This window comes from Bacillus sp. MUM 116 (genome assembly GCF_001866655.1).
Classification (GTDB): domain Bacteria; phylum Bacillota; class Bacilli; order Bacillales; family Cytobacillaceae; genus Neobacillus.
In genome coordinates this window covers 1-16,384 of sequence record NZ_MLYR01000025.1, presented here as the reverse complement: position 1 = coordinate 16,384, position 16,384 = coordinate 1, and the positions used below count along the sequence as shown (strand labels likewise).

Sequence of the window (16,384 nt, the reverse complement as noted above, 5' to 3'; positions counted from 1 at the left end):
GTACCATAATAGAGCACCTGTTCAAATTGTGGATATATGGATTCAAAATGGATGAAGCATTAAACTGGCTAATCTTGATCACCACTTTCATTTTGAAAATAATTATATGAAAGTATATGTAAATAATGATAGTGAATTCTACAAGGCTTTTTAATATGGATAAATAATCACTCCAGTAATTACGGCATTGATGAAGGAGAAAGATAGATGAAGATTCGTTTTGGGTATGTAGCCAATGCATTAGGGTTATGGGACGCAAGCCCTTCCAAAACTTTAACGTTTGCCCGCTATTCGGCTCTTTCTAAAAGCGATCGTATGGACAAACTAAAAACTGTAACAGCACTAAATTTACAACATACGAAAAGAATCTTGTATTATAACATAGCTAATGAAATAAGACTATATCGGTTTTCAAGCTCACTTGTCCCCTTAGCAACCCATCCGGAAGTAATGTGGGATTTTGTTACCCCGTTCAGAACAGAGTGGGAAGAACTTGGGCAGCTAATCCATCAATTTAAGATTCGACCGAGTTTTCACCCGAACCAATTTACGCTTTTTACGAGTCCGCGGGAAGAAGTGACCATGAATGCAGTAAGGGATATGGAATACCATTTTAAAATGCTCGAAGCGATGAATGGCCTAGACAAGGGTATAATCAATATTCATATTGGCGGAGCTTATGGAGATAAAAAAACTTCATTAACGCGTTTCCATCATAATATAAAAAAATTGCCCAATACTATAAAAAACATATGACACTTGAAAATGATGATAAAACCTATAATGTTGAGGAAACACTAATTACTTGTGAAAAAGAAAAAATACCGATGGTTCTTGATTACCATCACTATATGGCGAATAAAGAAGAGGATGACCTCCCAAATTTTTTACCACGCATATTTAATACATGGAATAAGACAGCAGTACCGAAAGTCCACATTTCATCACCAAAGTCCGATCAAGCTTATCGTTCACATTCTGATTTTGTTTCTTTTGAGTTTGTTCTCCCATTCTTGAAAATGGCAAAGAGTCTTGATCATGACTTTGATATTATGATTGAAGCCAAGCAAAAGAACCTTTCTATGTTGAAACTCATAGAAGAAATCGCTTCTATTCGGGGAGTCAAACGTTTATCAAGCGCAGTGTTGGAATGGTGAGTGGGAGGACAAACTTCTTAGGAATGAGGTGGAATACATGACGATTGTTCGTCTCGGTTATGTGGCAATGAGCATGTGCTTAAAAAATGCATCTCCCTCACAAACCATGACATTTGCACAATTCCAGAAAATTAAGGATCGGGAAGCTGCTATTCGTAAATTGGAACGTATTTCGATTTCGAATTTACAAAATACTCTTCGAATTCTAAAGCATACTGTAGCATCTGATATCCATTTTTATCGTTTAACTTCTCGTCTTATTCCTCTCGCCAACCACGAAGAACTTCACGATTGGAATTATCTGAAGCCGCTCCAAACACTGCTGCGTGAGATCGGAGATTTTGCCAAAGAACACAAAATAAGAATTGATTTTCATCCAGATCACTTTGTGCTCATTAATTCCATAAAGAAGGAGATTTTAATAAATTCCATCCAAACGCTTAAGATGCATTATTTATTGTTAAAGGGGATGGGAATTGATCCGACTCATCGCTGTGTTATGCATGTGGGAGGCAATTATAATGAAACAGAACTATCACTTGAACGTTTTGTGGACAATTGGATGGTCGTCCCGAAATCGATTCAAAAAATGATAATGCTGGAAAATGATGATACCTCGTTTACACTGGAGGATACTCTTTACTTATGTGAAAAGCTGGATATTCCGCTTGTATTCGATTATCATCACCATCTTGCCCATCATCGGAATCTCAATTGGCAAGTTCAGTGGGACCGAGTCATCCAAACGTGGCGCCACTCTCCCCTTTCTATAAAAATGCATATTTCCAGTCCCAAAAGCCAAAAGGCATTTCGCCATCATGCTGATTTTGTCGACATGGACATGTTTTTTCAGTTTTTAAAAGAAATTAAGGGCAGCGTATTGCAGATTGACTGTATGATAGAAGCAAAAAGCAAAGATGAAGCCCTGTTTCATTTAATGGAAGAGATTAAAGCGAGGGATGATGTAGAAATCATAGATGGCTCTTCCTTTCATTTAAAATGATTAAGAAGAGCCACTAAAGAAATGTATTATACCAATTAGTTTTTTACCGAGAATTCTTGTGGTGGTTCACCGTTTAGGTTTAAGATACGTACCGTTTCAGGCTGTATTTCAAGAAATACGTAGTTCGGATCGTTGGGACCGTCAAACCATTTATTAAACGATTCCTCCCAGAATTGATCTTTCAAAGATTGTGTATCATTAATAGATGAAGTGCCTAAGATTTCAACAAGGGCATCGCTTTGTCCTTTCTCTTCATATCCAAGCAATACCGATACATATGGATTATTTTTAATTTCGTCAATCTTTTCCGTATCCTTTTTCGTTGGTGTATATAATGTTATGTCCTCATTGTAAAATGTCATATACCGTGAATGAGGCTTATTATTTTCAACTGATGCAAGGATACCGGTTTTGTGATTAGAGATAATGTTAACAACCTTCTCTTTTAAATCAGAATTGCTCATTTAAATTCCTCCTTTGGATATTGATTCGTTTCAGTTTATTTTCCACTAAAGCATGGCAAATAAACTGTAAAAAACTTACTAACTTGATTAAAGAGAAGCTTGCTTACTATAAGGAGTGGTTCATAATGGCTGAAAAGGATGTAGTCAAAACATTAAATCAATTTTTAAAAGGGCAATATATGGGGATCCACGCATATGAGCACCATATACAAAAATTAACCGATCCGGAATTAAAAAGGGAATTTCAGAGGATTCAACAAGATCATAAGAATCATGCTCTAAAAGTCGCGGAAAGAATTCAAGACCTTGGAGGAGTTCCAGTCGATGATGAAGGCCTGATTGGATCGGTCCAAGGATATTTTGGTCAATTTATGATTCCGGGCACCACTGTTGGTATTATTGAAAGTGCATTAAAGGGTGAAGGTTATTATGGAATTGAAGTGTCTGAAGAAATTGTAAAGGGAGATTTAGACCCTGAAAGCCGACAATTAATCGAAAAAATATTAGATAAAGACAGAGAGCATGTTCACTTCCTGCAACATCTGGTTCGTAAGTAAGATTGATTTTTAGCCATATTTCCTTAAGTAACAGCACCTGGAAACTTTTCCGGGAAAGGATTATCAAACCTAGCATGCATCCATACAAAAAGGATGAAACCTTTAATAACTTCACCATAACTGCCTCTTCTGCTTTAAAAAACATGAACAACCACTTTTTTTAACGTTCTTCACGGCTACATCTTTTCCATAAACAAGTAACATAATATTAGTCACTTAAGGCAAAATTTTAATAGAACTTTAATTATTTTATATGAAGGAGAAGGTGATGAAATGAACGGAAACCAATCTTATCGTGCTGGAGATATTGTCTATGTTTTTTACCGGAACCCGCATACCCAGGATGTCGCAAACATACAGGCCGCTACTGTTGTCAATCATCCTGAAAATCCCAAAGAACTTGCTTTATTTCTATATGAAAACTATTATCCCCTATCAAGTGAAATAGCCGTTTATTCATCAGAGGATGAGGCAAACCAAGCCTACAATTACTATTATGGAGATCCGGAAGGGACATTGGAATGAATAACCCATTTACACCAAAGCTTGTCTACTTTGAACCTGATGCGCTCAACTACCCTCTCGGCAGAGAACTACAAGAAAAATTTGAAAAAATGGATGTAGAAATTCGATACACAACCTCCCATAATCAAGTAAGGAATCTTCCTGGTGAAAATGATTTTCAACGATATCGGGTTGCCAAGTCTACACTAGTAGTTGGAATTAGAAAAACACTTAAATTTGACACCTCAAAACCTTCTGCAGAATATGCCATTCCTTTCGCAACAGGTTGTATGGGGCATTGTCATTATTGCTATTTACAAACGACAATGGGAAGTAAGCCATACATCCGTACATATGTAAATGTTGACGAGATTCTTGAGGCTGCGGATAATTATATGGAAGAACGCGCTCCCGAGTTGACCCGTTTTGAAGCATCCTGTACATCGGATATTGTTGGAATTGATCATTTGACACATACATTAAAACGAGCGATTGAGCATTTTGGAGAATCGGAATATGGGAAATTGAGATTTGTTACAAAATTCCATCACGTCGATCACTTACTGGATGCCAAGCATAACGGAAAAACCCGATTTCGATTTAGTGTTAATGCTGATTATGTCGTCAAGAACTTCGAGCCTGGGACCTCCCCTTTAGTGAAAAGAATTGAGGCGGCAGGAAAAGTCGCGAGAGCAGGGTACCCCCTTGGGTTTATCGTAGCCCCAATTTATCTACATGAAGGCTGGGAGGATGGATACTATCATATGTTTGAACGTTTAGAAGAGGAACTGCCTCCCGAGGCAAAAAAAGACTTAACATTCGAATTTATTCAACACCGTTTTACAAAGCCGGCAAAAAGAGTCATCGAAAAAAATTACCCCATGACAAAATTAGAGTTAGATGAGGAAAGTCGAAGATATAAATGGGGTAAATACGGAATTGGAAAATACATTTATCAAAAAGAAGAAGAAGAAGATATAAAAAGTCATCTTTATGCCTATATGGAAAAGTTCTTCCCGGAAGCAAAATTAGAGTATTTCACATAAGTATAGGCTATTTTCGCATAGATTGTTGTTTTTCGTATAAGTTCATCAACCCGTATAAAAAATGCTTCGGGGCATCTTTTCGTAAAACCATTTGCGAAAATTGTCTAGAAACTTAAGTATTTGACCCTTATTAGGATCCAAAAGCAACAAAGTTTACGAAAAGAGCCTAAGTAAAAGAACAAGCACCTGAAAGATCATAATCTACAGGTGCTCCTTTTGAACATTTTTATCATCATTTCTTTCCGCTACTTATTAAGAACTTTTTAAAAATCCATTAATAGAATTCAAAACTTGCTCAATTCTTTCTTCGCCAGCCTTTGCCCATCTGCTTTTGTCATAGATATACCCGTCTTGATCCACTGGTGTTTGAAATTGATCAAGTCCTGTTGTACCGGTCACGAAAGAATTTTCATCATGATCTAAACCAACATTGACGACATGCTTGATGACAAAGGGTGCTCCAAACTCAATTAATGCATTAGAATGATCTAAAGCACCATCGATAACATATATTGGGACTCTTAAGTAAATAGATTCCCCGCCATCACGCCATAACAATGCATCAAATTTTCCTTGGTCATAATCAAAGTTACTACAAAAACTACATCCATAAGAATGAAAGATATCACGAACAACTCCAAAGTCAGCTCTTTTTCCTTCAATCTCTGAATTTAATTGGAACATTTCCCCTTCACTCCATTACAAAGATATATTACTATTATTAGCTAGAAATTAAATTAAATACCTGTTTGGAGAGAAGGAGGAGAAAATGTTAATTTCCCCCTTCAGTCTTTTGTTCAGCATAACTTTCTCCATGTTACAAATCCTAAAATCAGGAGGTGATAATTATTTTCAAATTTACAAGGCAAACACGAAAAACAAAAAATTAAATCCAATGATCAAGCTAATTCGGGGTCACAATATCATGAAAAACATGCAGGAAATGTAGCGGGTTATGGAGAAATTGATCCGAACGCCAGAGGATTAATAAGCAGGATGAAGAATTCCTCTTCATAGTCTTTTAATATTATTCTTTTCAAAAGGCTATTTTCGCATAGATTGTTGTTTTTTGTATAAGTTCATCAACCCGTATAAATAAATGCTTCGTGGCATCTTTTCGTAAGAACGTTTGCGAAAATTGCCTAGAAACTTAAGTATTTGACCCTTTTAAGGTCCAAAAGCAACAAAGTTTACGAAAAGAGCCTTTCAAAAAAATAAAAAGCACTAGAAAAGTCTGCTTTTCAAGTGCTTTACCGTTGATACGAATTTCTTTGGTATTATTTAGTATACAATAACTCATTGATAGAGCTTAACATTTACGATATGAAGGCGATGCCTCAAAAGTTTTTTGCTAATTCATTACGAAATGGCTTATCTGCTTAATTTTCGTCCTAAAATATTTCCCATAAGCAAAATGGGAACCATTAAAATGGTAAGAGGAATGCTTTTGAATAGTAAATGTCCGTCTATGAAACCCAATTCAAATAAACGATAATAGGTAAGTAAAGAATAAGGAATTACGATGAATAACGCAGTTATGACTCCAGGCGTATAACCTTGAAAAATTACAGTTTGGCCAATATGAGAAAACGCCTGTAGAAAAAACACATTAAATATTGCGATAAATAGAAGAAAGTTTGCTGCGATTGGCAGGAGGCAGGCGGTCATAATTGTGATAACTGATATAAAAATCAAAATCCATGCAATACTTATAGAAAGTTGGACAGACTTTGCACCCAACTTTTTTTTCATGGTTAACGTAATGTTGACAAGGAAAGTTTTCGGAACTTTATTTTTGTATTTTGTCATAAAACCTTCATTAGTTATAATCTCCTCTAATCCATGGAACATAAAAATAATAGGGAATAACCAAATAATTGTCGCAATTTTGAAAGGTTGATATAAAATCTCTTGCATCTTTTGCCTCCTGATTGAGGATACTTGGGCATTTCTAGTTATTATATTTTTATGCCATGGAACGGATTTCATAACTGAATTAGAGAGATTAATTATTCACCTTCAAAAACAGCTGGAGGCTGTTCAACTTAGCATGGCCTAGGATTTAACTGCTCCTAATCAAAGTCTACCAATTGTATTTTCTTAGATGTAATTTCTTTCCTGTCCTATAATTCATAAATCGCATTTGCTTGGTTCGGAATCAGCAGCTATATTCACTGAAAGATTGTTAACGGAGAGGAGTTTAACCTACACTTGTCTACTTGATGCCTTATTTACGTTATCCTCTATCTTTTAGAAATACATCTCTTCGGACAAGTTCGAGTACCCTAACATCCATAATGGATTATTACGACCTGACATAGCACAACAAAAAAAGGATGAAACCAACCCATTGACTTATGGATGCCCTCCCCGCCCAAAGCCGCCGTTACAGCTACAGCTTTAAGAATTTCTTGTTTTAAACAGCCTTGATCAAGACATCTCTTTGTGTGATAGATGATACAATACTCATCCTGATCTTTGAAACACTTTCCCTATAGCTACACCTTTACCACAAACAAGTACATATTTTTGGAAACTTTAGGAAAAATTTTAGTAGTATTAACTTTTCAATTCTTAATATAGAAGGTGACATCGTGAAGATTTTCTTAGTTCTATTAAGTATTGTACTTCCCATAATTATGTTCTTTCTACAGAGGTTTCGAGTGAGATTCCGTTATATTTTTAATTTAGGTGTTATCGTATCAGCAATTATTTTTGGAAATATTGCATCTTTATCTATTTATGAAATCATTAAAGATAATACCGTATTTATGACAAATATCCATTCCATCTTCTTAAATCCATTTTTCTTATTAACTGGAGGTTATTTAGGAATTTATATCCTTTATCGACTGATAAAATTAACCATAGATGATGAATAAATGCTGAACGAGTCGTATTAGGTACAGCTGTTACTGCTACCGGTTATGTCCTTAAACAGAGACGGAGTTCCAATAAAATGGTTGTAAATACTGTATTCGGTTTTGGATTAGCTCATATTGTTCAGGAGACAATTGACCTTATTGAACATCGTCGTTAACAGTAAACAAGTGCAAATATGCACTCGTTATGGAATCTAAGGGGTGAGCTTTTTGGAAACACAAAATCAATCAGAAGCGTGGTTGTTAAATTATAAATAAGGCCTAGGCACTTTTACCCAAAAAGTGCCTAGGCTTGCAAGAGTCTATAATGAATTTACAGAATTGTTTTCAAGAAGGTAAATTAAGCCTTATCGGCATTAAAAAAGGATCTTTAATTAGAAGATCCTTTGAGCTATTTATTTACTTAGAGAAATTTGTAATTGAAGATGGTTTATATTTTGTTAAACTACTTTAATTCTTCAAAATTTCCCTCAATAAAAAACCAAAGACTAATCCCGGTATAATGGACAACATTAGAAGCCCAACTGGACCCAATAATATTCCAAAAAAGATGAGTATAATTCCCTTAACATATTTTCCATTAATAGCTGACCAAAACAGGAAGAGCAAAACTCCCTAATAATTTTTATAGGGGTTCATTGCGTTAATTCTGTATTAATTTGTCATGATCGACTGCTTGTGGAGGTTCCTCCATCCAGCCGTGCTTAATCATAATGTTGGCTCCATCTTCGACATACAGCGCAACTTCTGGGATCAATGACATATATTTAAGTCCTAAATCTCTCCTTAGACTTGCTGCTAATGCCGTTCCATAATATCCAATTCCTGCTGCAACCATAGTTGCAACATGAAACATCATTAGTTTATCTGAAAAAATACTTGCAGTTGTATCTAAAACAGCCGAACCTGAACTTATAGGAGCAGGCAAATCCTCCTTGGTTAAATAATTGCTAAAAATATCTACATATTTTTGTGAAAGCTCTTTCCCTCTTAAAAAATACTGTTTTACATCTTCGTTTTGAGCAGTCTGAGCAAAGCCCGTTACTAATTCTTTACCGATAGCATTTATTAGAGTATTTAAGTATAAATGAGTGATTTCAAGTGAATTAATAGACCTCTTTTTCCCAAAAAAACCGGTTAAATAATATTGTTTTTCTACAAAATCCACCTTATCAGGAATAGGTATTGAAGGAGGTTTTACATAAATCCCTTGTTTTAGCATTAAATCGCGTGTTCTGTCCTGCAATTCAACCCCATTATTCAGTATACGCTTATGAAAAGTAACTACATCTGGACGTGTCGCAACTGTTAGTGCCGCACTGCTGGCTGTCGTTGCAAATACAGCCATTTGACTTAGATGCTTTAAGAAAAAGGTATCAGTAAAAAGTCTTGGAGCTTTTGTATTGACATCTTGTTCCGTAAATCCAATGGGTATCGGAAAATTCTCTTTTTGAAACAGTTCCTTCATGATGGAAACATTCTCTTTTGCTGTATCGAGTGTCCATTTAATAATAGGGCGTATTTCTTTATCCTCTACTTTTTCTAAGAAATAGCTGTCGATACAAACAGCTATTGTATCGCCCATGTATTGAGTCCATAAACCAGCCATTTCCGCAGCAGTTAAAGGAATATTTGTTTTATCTTCCATTGGAACAACCTCCTGTTTTCAATTAATACATCATAGAATAATATCCCCTGAATAGTAGAAAATATATATGAACAACCTCATTCAAAGGCCAAAAAGGAAATGATTGTGTTTTAGGAATTAACTCGTTTTTTTCATGAAAGAATTGGCATCGGTAAGTACTTCATCAAAAGCAAAGTTATCAAAGACTTCGATAAGTTCTGGATCCGTTGCTTTTAGAATAGAGTTATGATTTGGAAACAATTCTTCCTGGTTTTTATTTGCTGTTTCACTTATTCTCATAATTTAATCCTCCATTTATTAAGAGTGGGCTGCAAATATACAGCCCACCATTAAAATAATTAATCTAAACCAAGCACAGGATGTGGCACATATGGTTCTTCCATATACGCAATTTCTTCAGGTGTTAACTTAATTGAAAGAGCAGCTGCTGCATCTTCAAGGTGAGATGCTTTTGTAGACCCAACGATAGGTGAAGTAATAGTGTCTTTTTGAAGCACCCAAGCGAGTGCAATTTGAGCTCTTGGTACGCCTCGTTTTTCTGCCACTTCCGCAACTCTTTCAACAACTTGTCTGTCTGATTCGGATGTCGCAGGGTAAAAAACTTTTGGCCAACACCTTCTTTTTCCCAACGTGAGCTCGTTTCCTCCCAATTACGAGTCAGCTTTCCTTTCGCAAGGGGACTCCAAGGAATGACAGCGATTTTTTCTTCCTTGCAAAGTGGAAGCATTTCTCTTTCTTCTTCACGGTATAAGAGGTTGAAATGATTTTGCATTGAGACAAACTTAGTCCAACCATTTTTCTCTGCTATATTGTTCGCTTTCAAAAACTGCCATGACATCATGGAAGAAGCTCCAATGTAGCGTGCCTTTCCAGCCTTCACTACATCATGGAGTGCCTCCATTGTTTCTTCAATTGGTGTGCCATAATCCCATCGGTGGATTTGGTATAAATCCACATAATCTGTACCAAGGCGTTTAAGGCTTTTATCAATTTCACTCATAATATGCTTTCGAGATAGACCTTTACCATTAGGGCCTTCATGCATCGGAAAATAAACCTTTGTGGCAAGGACAATTTCATCCCGATTTGCAGACTCTTGTAGAACTTTCCCGACAATTTCCTCACTTGTTCCTTCTGAATAAAAATTCGCAGTGTCTAAAAAGTTGATACCTAACTCAAGAGCTTTTTTAATAATAGGGCGGCTTTCTTCTTCACCAAGTGTCCATTTTGGATAGCCTCTGTCAGGTTCACCAAAGCTCATACAACCAAGGGTAAGGCGAGATACATCTAATCCTGTATTTCCTAATTTCACATATTCCATTGGAATGTTCCTCATTTTCAAATTTTGTTAAGTGAACACAATTTATCGACTAAATTTTGCCCTAAAATATGCCAAACTAATTAAGGGAGTAAAATGAAACCATCTTTGCAGGTTACAGAGTAGACATGTCTATAACGAATCGATAACGTACATCACTACAGAGTACACGTTCATATGCTTCTTCCACTTGGTCAGCACGGATTACTTCAATCATAGGGGCAATCCCATGTTTTGCGGAGAAATCGAGCATCTCTTGAGTTTCCCTAATTCCACCAACATTTGAAGCAGCAATGCTGCGATGGCCTGCGAATAGGGAGAAAACATTATACTGATCTGGCTTGTTTGGCAGACCTACATTTACAAGTGTACCATCTACGTTAAGCGTTGATAGGTAGGCATCTACGTCGATATTCGCAGACACTGTATTTAAAATAAGATCAAATTGACCAGCCAACTCAGTGAACGTAGCAGGATCACTGGTTGCATAATAATGGTCTGCACCAAAGCCAAAGGCTTCCTTTTTTTTATTCATAGTCTGACTTAGGACAGTAACTTCAGCACCCATAGTATGGGCAAATTGTACAGCTAGGTGACCAAGCCCTCCCATTCCCACAATCGCTACCTTTTTACCTGTGCCGACATTCCAGTGTTTCATTGGAGAGTACGTAGTGATGCCTGCACACAATAATGGGCTTGCTACATCAAGATCAAGTCCGTCTGGAATACGGACAACAAACTTGTCCTTTACAACGATTTTTTGGCTATATCCCCCGTATGTTAGATTACCGTCGTAGCCTATTGAACTAAATACCACGACAACACCTTTCTTACAAAATTGCTCCTCTCCTCGAAGGCAGAATTCACATTCTCCACAGGAGTCAACAAAGCAACCTACACCAACACGGTCACCAACAGTGAATTTTGTAACTTCTGATCCTACAGCTGTCACAACGCCTGCAATTTCATGACCAGGAACCATCGGGAATATACCCTTGCCAAAATCATTGTGTGCATTATGAATATCGGAGTGGCAGATTCCGCAAAACTTAATATCTATTAAAACATCATCTGGCAGTAAATCTCTCCGTTCAATCGTCGTCTTTTCAAATGGTGCTTTTGCACTTGGAACACTTAGTACACGGGTTGTAATATTTTGATGATTATTACACATGAGACAACACAATCCTTTCTTAATTAACATTGAATGATTTGGATGCACATTTATACCTATATCCAACTGCCTAATAATGATCATTGATACTTTAATATACATCTGTCTATAATTATAAATAGGAATTTGATACTTACAATTGTTAAATGAACGCAATTTGTTAATTAATGAACAAATAAACGAAAATTGTTAATTATCTTTTTAGAAAGTTTGGTGACCTAAACAATGAATAAAGTGGATAGGAGAATAGCAAAAAGCCAAGAAGCTATTAAAAAAGCTGTGATTGAACTGATGTCTGAAAAAAGTTTTGATGACATAACGATCCAGGATATTTCCGACAGGGCAAATGTTAGCCGAGGAACCATCTATCTTCATTACTTGGATAAATTCGATCTACTGGGTAAGCTTATTGCGGAGCATATTAACAAAATGGGGGAAATTTGCGAATCGACAGCTGAAATGGATTTTAAAGATGCTAATCTGCCATGGTTTGAATACCTTAAAAGTCATTTTTTATTTTTTTCCACGATGTTAGCAAGTAAAGGGGCCCCTTCTTTTCGTAGGCAGTTCCATGAGTTTCTTATCGAAGAGTTCAAGGATGAAGTGGATACAACAAAAGGAAAAAACCAAGGATTAAATGAAGATGTTATTCTTCAATTTATTGTTACTTCATATGTTGGGATTGTGGAATGGTGGATCACAAATGGAATGCCTTATCCACCTCAAGTCATGGCAGAACAAGTAGGAATTTTGTTAGAGAGGAATTTATAATTTTCTTCATCCATGGTTCCAGAAATGAATATAGCTGTAGGCACTTATTAACAAAAATATACCATAGGCGGAGAAATCCTCCCATGGTGTATTTTTATTAAGCTTATTTTAATTAGAAGTGTGTTTCGTCCATATCAATTTTAGATAAAGCTCGATTTAGGCTATCTAATTCTTCTTTTGTTAATTCCATATCAGCTCCACCTAAGTTTTCTTCTAATCTGTGTAATTTTGTAGTACCTGGGATTGGAATAATAAATGGTTTTTGATCTAATTCCCATGCTAAGACAACTTGTGCAGATGTTGCATTCTTACTTTTAGCAACTTCATCATATTATAAGCAATGGGAATTAAGAAACATCTCGTAAAATTCTTAAAGATTCTTAAGTTTTTAAAAAAAGCTTATGGGACTTTTAATCCCATATGCCATTATATATGTATCGGATGTTCAATAGTAAAACTCATCCAACCTTCTCTATATTCCGCATGAATAATACCATTATGAAGTTCAACAATTCTTTTTGAAATAGCAAGGCCAATTCCAGTTCCGTGATTATCTTTTCTTGCCTTATCACCCCTAAAAAACCGTTCAAACAATTTATTTACCTCGTCAACAGGAGGGTTCTCAACTTTGTTTGATACTTTAAAGATTGCTTTGTCTCCTTTAATTTCAAGGTTTATTAATAATTCAGATGGTTTCATACTGTATTTAATCGCATTCGTAAAGAGATTATCATAAACACGAACCATCTTTTCTATGTCCATTAAAACAGCGACATTTTCTTCCGTAATTGATATCTCCAAGAAACCTTGAACTAGGAAGGATCGCACCGACGGTTTTTGGATTAATTATATATTGAAATAAAAAAGATAGATGCTTCATATTGAATCACTCCAGTAGTTTGAATTTATAACCATAGTTTAAAATCCAAACCTGAAGAAAACGGAGTAAAAATCCTTAAGAATTCTTAAGTTTTAAATAAGCTCTTTTAATAATTTGTTCTAAGAGAAGTCCCTTCTTGAAGTGATACCCCGTATAAGTTATTTATGTATTCCTGCTACATCACCTTTGGTCTTTTGGATTATTGGGCTCTCAGTTTAATCTGCGGTTGGCTGACATCGGCGGAGCTTGTTTCCGGCATTTTGATCCTCATGCTAACTATGGTCTATTGAACGGACTGTCTCGGAATCGAATCCGCAAAGATCTGATCAACAAACATTGGTACGATATGCTTCGCGTGGAGGGCTCGCTAAAATTAGGCAAGGTAAATGTTGCTGTGCAAGACGTAGAGAAAAGCTAGAGACTTTTATGGCAGAGTATTAGGTTTACAAGAATCCCCCGTTCGGAATTTAAATTTTCTGGGGTGTAGTATAAGCTTGGAGATGTAATGTTCCATGTGAACCACAACGATTACTCTGTAGAAGTTGATCATAAGTTAACAGCTCAAGATCCTCATTTAGCCTTTTCAGTTGAATATACTAAAGAACTTGATGATATTATCAACAATATAGAAAAAGAGAATATTACATGGAATGAATTAGAAAATGCCCCAAGTGGTCTTCGACAATTGTTCTTCAAGAATCCCGATGTCTATTGTTGATTGAAATTGTAACACCAGATCCCAATAACTCTTATTATGAAACGATATATTTAAAATGCTATGTTTAACACACAAAAAAGCGAAAGAGCTAAATCTGCCCTATCGCTTTTTTGTTCTTTTATTCATTATGGATAACAGTTATAAAACAGTATTCCTACTACCCAACTCTTTCACTATTCCGTTATTAAATCTTTACTCTTTTTAAAATATGCTCCTCAAGTTCAATAAAATAATGATCCTTACGATACGACACGGCCTCCATGGTCGCTATCAGTTTTTGCTCATGTAAGACTTCGCTTCTATAAAATCCTGTTCGATAGTTTCTTTTTATCTCTGTCGCACGGGCTACCATTTTATCTCCAGGCTTAGCGGATTCAATAAACTGGATGGTTGTCGAAAGCCCTAATGAAGTTTTTCCATATGCATTTACCAGATGGCTTTGTACTTCAAGCATTGCTTCAGCAAAACCAGCCTCAAATTTTGTAAACTGAATACCTAACGACCGAGCATATGGGTCATTTTTTACTTGATTATAAATTTGTTCATAGTGTTTTTCATAAATTTGATTCTCATCAATTTTCTTCTTCAGAAATACCTCCCCCTTTGATTAATGAATGTTTACATTGTGATTAAAAAATCAATTGCACCAAAATCATATAGACAATGGTTCCTCCAGCTATGGAGAGGAGCATATTTCTTCTCCAAAAGTGAAGCAGTGCAACCACTGCCACTCCAATAAGTTCAGGGATGCCATGACTTCCAGAAAGTATACTCACATTCTTAAAACAATAAATGACCAAAAGCCCAATTACTGCTGAAGGGAGTACCTTACCGAGATACTGTATATAATTCGGTGTAGGTTTACCTGATGGAAATACGATGAATGGCAGAAACCTTGTAAGCATTGTTCCTGCAACAACCATAACAATTGTAATAATCTGCTGCATCAAATTCATAGTCATATAGTGGAGTTAACCTCAACTTTCTCCAATGGCTTTCTAAGCACAGTGAGTACCCCCAGAATTGCAAGCATTGCAGGGAGAATAAAATTGTTCCCGCCAAAAATAATAAGACTGGCGGCTGATAGGCCAAGCCCCGCCAGAGCACTATGGTGTTTTTTCTCTTTCATCCAGTTTTCAATGAAGATAACAACAAACAGAGCCGTCATAACAAAATCTAGTCCTTCTGTATTGAACTTGACAAGAGAACCAAAAATACCCCCAATCGTTGCTCCAATAACCCAATAGGAATGATTGAGCAATGTCACAAAGAACATAAACCATCCCTTGTCTACATTCTTCGGAACATCAACTGTGTAATTAATAGAAAAAGACTCATCGCAAAGCCCAAAAATCATATAAAACTTTTTCTTCCCGATACCCTTATATTTATCCAGCATGGAAATACCATAAAACAAATGTCGTGCATTCACCATTAAAGTTAGAAAAAGTGCGTTAATTGGATTGAATGTGCCAATCAATAAGTTCGCTGCAACAAACTCCATTGAACCTGCAAATATTGTGAAACTCATCAAAATGGGGTAAATTGCACTGAAACCTAATGAATTCATAAAGATCCCATAAGCAATTCCTAAAAAGACAAATCCCGCAAAAATCGGGACTGTGAATGGGAAAGCCGCACGAAATGCAATCCATACTTGATTTCTTTTATTCATATGATTGTAAATCCTAAGAGAATTTAAATTTGAAAATTCTTTGTTTTCATTCAAATCAGGAACCTCCTAAACTTCGTCAATAGGCACACTGACAGTTCTTTTTTCTGTACTCATAACAATGCTTGTATCAACTCCACTGATTGCGGGATTCTGCATTAATGAATCAATGATAAAATTCCGATAACTCTCCATGTCCTTTGCTACAATCTTAAGCATATAGTCATGGCTTCCTGTAAGTGTGTAGCACTCTTGAACCTGTGGATATTTGTTTATATCCTCTAAAAATGAATGAATTGTTTCCCTATTCAGAGGTGATAAGTTGATAAGAGCTAATGCTGTGACTTCAATTCCTAGTTTTTTCTCATCGACAATAGTTGTAAACTTTTTAATAATGCCTGTTTCTACTAGGTTTTTTGTTCTTGCAAGGCAAGCCGATGGTGAAAGTCCAATTTTCTTTGATAAATTTAGATTTGATACTGAAGCATCTTCCTGCAATTCCCTTAATATTGCTTTATCATAATCATCAAGAACAATCGCCATTTTGTACCCCCAAAATAATTTTATTTGAATTATATTTTGTATAATTG

At 35.9% G+C, this 16,384-nt stretch carries 19 protein-coding genes and 6 pseudogenes; 10 read left to right on the top strand and 15 right to left on the bottom strand.

The window, feature by feature from the left end; genetic code table 11:
* Positions 1-207 precede the first annotated feature (207 nt).
* A pseudogene (uvsE, locus tag BIV60_RS07080) lies at positions 208-1,157 on the top strand (UV DNA damage repair endonuclease UvsE).
* A gap of 37 nt (positions 1,158-1,194) precedes the next feature.
* Entirely contained in the window at positions 1,195-2,160 is a 966-nt protein-coding gene (gene uvsE, locus BIV60_RS07075; RefSeq protein WP_071355028.1) for a UV DNA damage repair endonuclease UvsE, read from the top strand.
* A gap of 35 nt (positions 2,161-2,195) precedes the next feature.
* Here uvsE (BIV60_RS07075) and BIV60_RS07070 read toward each other — a convergent pair whose 3' ends face one another.
* The gene (locus tag BIV60_RS07070) at positions 2,196-2,624 is read right to left on the bottom strand and encodes a pyridoxamine 5'-phosphate oxidase family protein (RefSeq protein ID WP_071355027.1); all 429 of its coding nucleotides are present in this window, start codon (positions 2,622-2,624) and stop codon (positions 2,196-2,198) included.
* A 125-nt stretch (positions 2,625-2,749) separates the two neighbouring features.
* Between BIV60_RS07070 and BIV60_RS07065 the strand changes: the two genes are divergently transcribed.
* The 3 genes from BIV60_RS07065 to splB all read left to right on the top strand — a co-directional run bounded on the left by BIV60_RS07065 (position 2,750) and on the right by splB (position 4,731).
* Positions 2,750-3,181 carry a ferritin-like domain-containing protein gene (locus tag BIV60_RS07065; protein WP_071355026.1) on the top strand — a complete coding sequence of 144 codons (432 nt, stop codon included), beginning with the start codon at positions 2,750-2,752 and terminating at the stop codon, positions 3,179-3,181.
* Positions 3,182-3,454: 273 nt separating this feature from the next.
* A complete protein-coding gene (locus BIV60_RS07060) occupies positions 3,455-3,706 on the top strand; it encodes a transcriptional regulator SplA domain-containing protein (RefSeq protein ID WP_071355025.1) in 252 nt (83 codons plus the stop codon).
* Positions 3,703-4,731, top strand: a complete 1,029-nt coding sequence (splB, locus tag BIV60_RS07055) for a spore photoproduct lyase (RefSeq protein WP_071355024.1) — start codon at positions 3,703-3,705, stop codon at positions 4,729-4,731. The genes BIV60_RS07060 and splB overlap by 4 nt, the downstream gene beginning before the upstream one ends.
* Positions 4,732-4,983: 252 nt before the next feature.
* Here the strand turns inward: splB and BIV60_RS07050 are convergent, their stop codons facing one another.
* From BIV60_RS07050 to BIV60_RS28210, 3 genes and pseudogenes are all read right to left on the bottom strand, one after another.
* Positions 4,984-5,415 (bottom strand): YugN family protein, encoded by a 432-nt coding sequence (locus BIV60_RS07050; RefSeq protein WP_071355023.1) that lies wholly within the window; start codon positions 5,413-5,415, stop codon positions 4,984-4,986.
* Positions 5,416-6,102: 687 nt separating this feature from the next.
* Positions 6,103-6,648, bottom strand: a complete 546-nt coding sequence (locus BIV60_RS07040) for an HXXEE domain-containing protein (RefSeq protein ID WP_071355021.1) — start codon at positions 6,646-6,648, stop codon at positions 6,103-6,105.
* Positions 6,649-7,016: 368 nt separating this feature from the next.
* A pseudogene (locus BIV60_RS28210) lies at positions 7,017-7,205 on the bottom strand (carboxymuconolactone decarboxylase family protein); the annotation flags it as partial.
* Positions 7,206-7,394: 189 nt separating this feature from the next.
* Here BIV60_RS28210 and BIV60_RS07035 point away from each other — a divergent pair.
* Together BIV60_RS07035 and BIV60_RS07030 are read left to right on the top strand one after the other, a co-directional pair.
* Positions 7,395-7,613 carry a transposase gene (locus BIV60_RS07035; RefSeq protein ID WP_256218323.1) on the top strand — a complete coding sequence of 73 codons (219 nt, stop codon included), beginning with the start codon at positions 7,395-7,397 and terminating at the stop codon, positions 7,611-7,613.
* The gene (locus BIV60_RS07030; RefSeq protein WP_071355020.1) at positions 7,610-7,771 is read left to right on the top strand and encodes an asparagine synthase; all 162 of its coding nucleotides are present in this window, start codon (positions 7,610-7,612) and stop codon (positions 7,769-7,771) included. Before BIV60_RS07035 ends, BIV60_RS07030 begins: the two co-directional genes overlap by 4 nt.
* Before the next feature lie 485 nt (positions 7,772-8,256).
* On the opposite strand, the gene BIV60_RS07025 is transcribed toward BIV60_RS07030, so the two are convergent.
* The 4 genes and pseudogenes from BIV60_RS07025 to BIV60_RS07015 form a co-directional block, all read right to left on the bottom strand.
* Positions 8,257-9,261 (bottom strand): DUF3231 family protein, encoded by a 1,005-nt coding sequence (locus tag BIV60_RS07025; protein WP_071355019.1) that lies wholly within the window; start codon positions 9,259-9,261, stop codon positions 8,257-8,259.
* 117 nt (positions 9,262-9,378) lie between these two features.
* Positions 9,379-9,540 carry a hypothetical protein gene (locus tag BIV60_RS29085; RefSeq protein ID WP_218145926.1) on the bottom strand — a complete coding sequence of 54 codons (162 nt, stop codon included), beginning with the start codon at positions 9,538-9,540 and terminating at the stop codon, positions 9,379-9,381.
* Positions 9,541-9,599: 59 nt separating this feature from the next.
* Positions 9,600-10,522: pseudogene (locus BIV60_RS07020) on the bottom strand (aldo/keto reductase).
* Between the two features lie 172 nt (positions 10,523-10,694).
* On the bottom strand, positions 10,695-11,753 hold the full coding sequence (locus tag BIV60_RS07015) for an NAD(P)-dependent alcohol dehydrogenase (protein WP_071355018.1): 1,059 nt from the start codon (positions 11,751-11,753) through the stop codon (positions 10,695-10,697).
* Between the two features lie 225 nt (positions 11,754-11,978).
* Here BIV60_RS07015 and BIV60_RS07010 point away from each other — a divergent pair, with 225 nt between their 5' ends.
* On the top strand, positions 11,979-12,524 hold the full coding sequence (locus BIV60_RS07010; protein WP_071355017.1) for a TetR/AcrR family transcriptional regulator: 546 nt from the start codon (positions 11,979-11,981) through the stop codon (positions 12,522-12,524).
* Positions 12,525-12,636: 112 nt separating this feature from the next.
* Here the strand turns inward: BIV60_RS07010 and BIV60_RS28205 are convergent.
* From BIV60_RS28205 to BIV60_RS30225, 3 pseudogenes are all read right to left on the bottom strand, one after another.
* Positions 12,637-12,792 (bottom strand): annotated as a pseudogene (locus BIV60_RS28205) (aldo/keto reductase); the annotation flags it as partial.
* A gap of 158 nt (positions 12,793-12,950) precedes the next feature.
* Positions 12,951-13,316: pseudogene (locus tag BIV60_RS07005) on the bottom strand (sensor histidine kinase); the annotation flags it as partial.
* Position 13,317: 1 nt separating this feature from the next.
* A pseudogene (locus tag BIV60_RS30225) lies at positions 13,318-13,404 on the bottom strand (SAM-dependent methyltransferase); the annotation flags it as partial.
* 202 nt (positions 13,405-13,606) lie between these two features.
* On the opposite strand from BIV60_RS30225, the gene BIV60_RS30865 reads away from it, so the two are divergent.
* The gene (locus BIV60_RS30865; protein WP_371261511.1) at positions 13,607-13,822 is read left to right on the top strand and encodes a Tn3 family transposase; all 216 of its coding nucleotides are present in this window, start codon (positions 13,607-13,609) and stop codon (positions 13,820-13,822) included.
* A 96-nt stretch (positions 13,823-13,918) separates the two neighbouring features.
* The gene (locus tag BIV60_RS07000; RefSeq protein WP_177177235.1) at positions 13,919-14,122 is read left to right on the top strand and encodes a VOC family protein; all 204 of its coding nucleotides are present in this window, start codon (positions 13,919-13,921) and stop codon (positions 14,120-14,122) included.
* A gap of 184 nt (positions 14,123-14,306) precedes the next feature.
* Here the strand turns inward: BIV60_RS07000 and BIV60_RS06995 are convergent, their stop codons facing one another.
* The 4 genes from BIV60_RS06995 to azlB form a co-directional block, all read right to left on the bottom strand.
* Positions 14,307-14,576 (bottom strand): PaaI family thioesterase, encoded by a 270-nt coding sequence (locus BIV60_RS06995; protein ID WP_256218322.1) that lies wholly within the window; start codon positions 14,574-14,576, stop codon positions 14,307-14,309.
* A 175-nt stretch (positions 14,577-14,751) separates the two neighbouring features.
* Entirely contained in the window at positions 14,752-15,084 is a 333-nt protein-coding gene (locus BIV60_RS06990; RefSeq protein WP_071355014.1) for a branched-chain amino acid transporter permease, read from the bottom strand.
* Positions 15,081-15,851: an azaleucine resistance protein AzlC gene (gene azlC / locus BIV60_RS06985; RefSeq protein ID WP_141770420.1), complete on the bottom strand. Its 771-nt coding sequence runs from the start codon at positions 15,849-15,851 to the stop codon at positions 15,081-15,083. Before azlC ends, BIV60_RS06990 begins: the two co-directional genes overlap by 4 nt.
* 12 nt (positions 15,852-15,863) lie before the next feature.
* Positions 15,864-16,337, bottom strand: coding sequence for an azlBCD operon transcriptional regulator AzlB (gene azlB / locus BIV60_RS06980; protein WP_071355013.1), 474 nt, complete (start codon positions 16,335-16,337; stop codon positions 15,864-15,866).
* Positions 16,338-16,384 lie beyond the last annotated feature (47 nt).

Excerpts from the sequence above, each read along its gene's own strand:
- uvsE (WP_071355028.1), top strand. The coding sequence starts at position 1,195 with ATGACGATTGTTCGTCTCGGTTATGTGGCAATGAGCATGTGCTTAAAA.
- BIV60_RS07070 (WP_071355027.1), bottom strand. The coding sequence starts at position 2,624 with ATGAGCAATTCTGATTTAAAAGAGAAGGTTGTTAACATTATCTCTAAT.
- BIV60_RS07065 (WP_071355026.1), top strand. The coding sequence starts at position 2,750 with ATGGCTGAAAAGGATGTAGTCAAAACATTAAATCAATTTTTAAAAGGG.
- BIV60_RS07060 (WP_071355025.1), top strand. The coding sequence starts at position 3,455 with ATGAACGGAAACCAATCTTATCGTGCTGGAGATATTGTCTATGTTTTT.
- splB (WP_071355024.1), top strand. The coding sequence starts at position 3,703 with ATGAATAACCCATTTACACCAAAGCTTGTCTACTTTGAACCTGATGCG.
- BIV60_RS07050 (WP_071355023.1), bottom strand. The coding sequence starts at position 5,415 with ATGTTCCAATTAAATTCAGAGATTGAAGGAAAAAGAGCTGACTTTGGA.
- BIV60_RS07040 (WP_071355021.1), bottom strand. The coding sequence starts at position 6,648 with ATGCAAGAGATTTTATATCAACCTTTCAAAATTGCGACAATTATTTGG.
- BIV60_RS07025 (WP_071355019.1), bottom strand. The coding sequence starts at position 9,261 with ATGGAAGATAAAACAAATATTCCTTTAACTGCTGCGGAAATGGCTGGT.
- BIV60_RS29085 (WP_218145926.1), bottom strand. The coding sequence starts at position 9,540 with ATGAGAATAAGTGAAACAGCAAATAAAAACCAGGAAGAATTGTTTCCA.
- BIV60_RS07015 (WP_071355018.1), bottom strand. The coding sequence starts at position 11,753 with ATGTGTAATAATCATCAAAATATTACAACCCGTGTACTAAGTGTTCCA.
- BIV60_RS07010 (WP_071355017.1), top strand. The coding sequence starts at position 11,979 with ATGAATAAAGTGGATAGGAGAATAGCAAAAAGCCAAGAAGCTATTAAA.
- BIV60_RS06995 (WP_256218322.1), bottom strand. The coding sequence starts at position 14,576 with ATGCTTGAAGTACAAAGCCATCTGGTAAATGCATATGGAAAAACTTCA.
- BIV60_RS06990 (WP_071355014.1), bottom strand. The coding sequence starts at position 15,084 with ATGACTATGAATTTGATGCAGCAGATTATTACAATTGTTATGGTTGTT.
- azlB (WP_071355013.1), bottom strand. The coding sequence starts at position 16,337 with ATGGCGATTGTTCTTGATGATTATGATAAAGCAATATTAAGGGAATTG.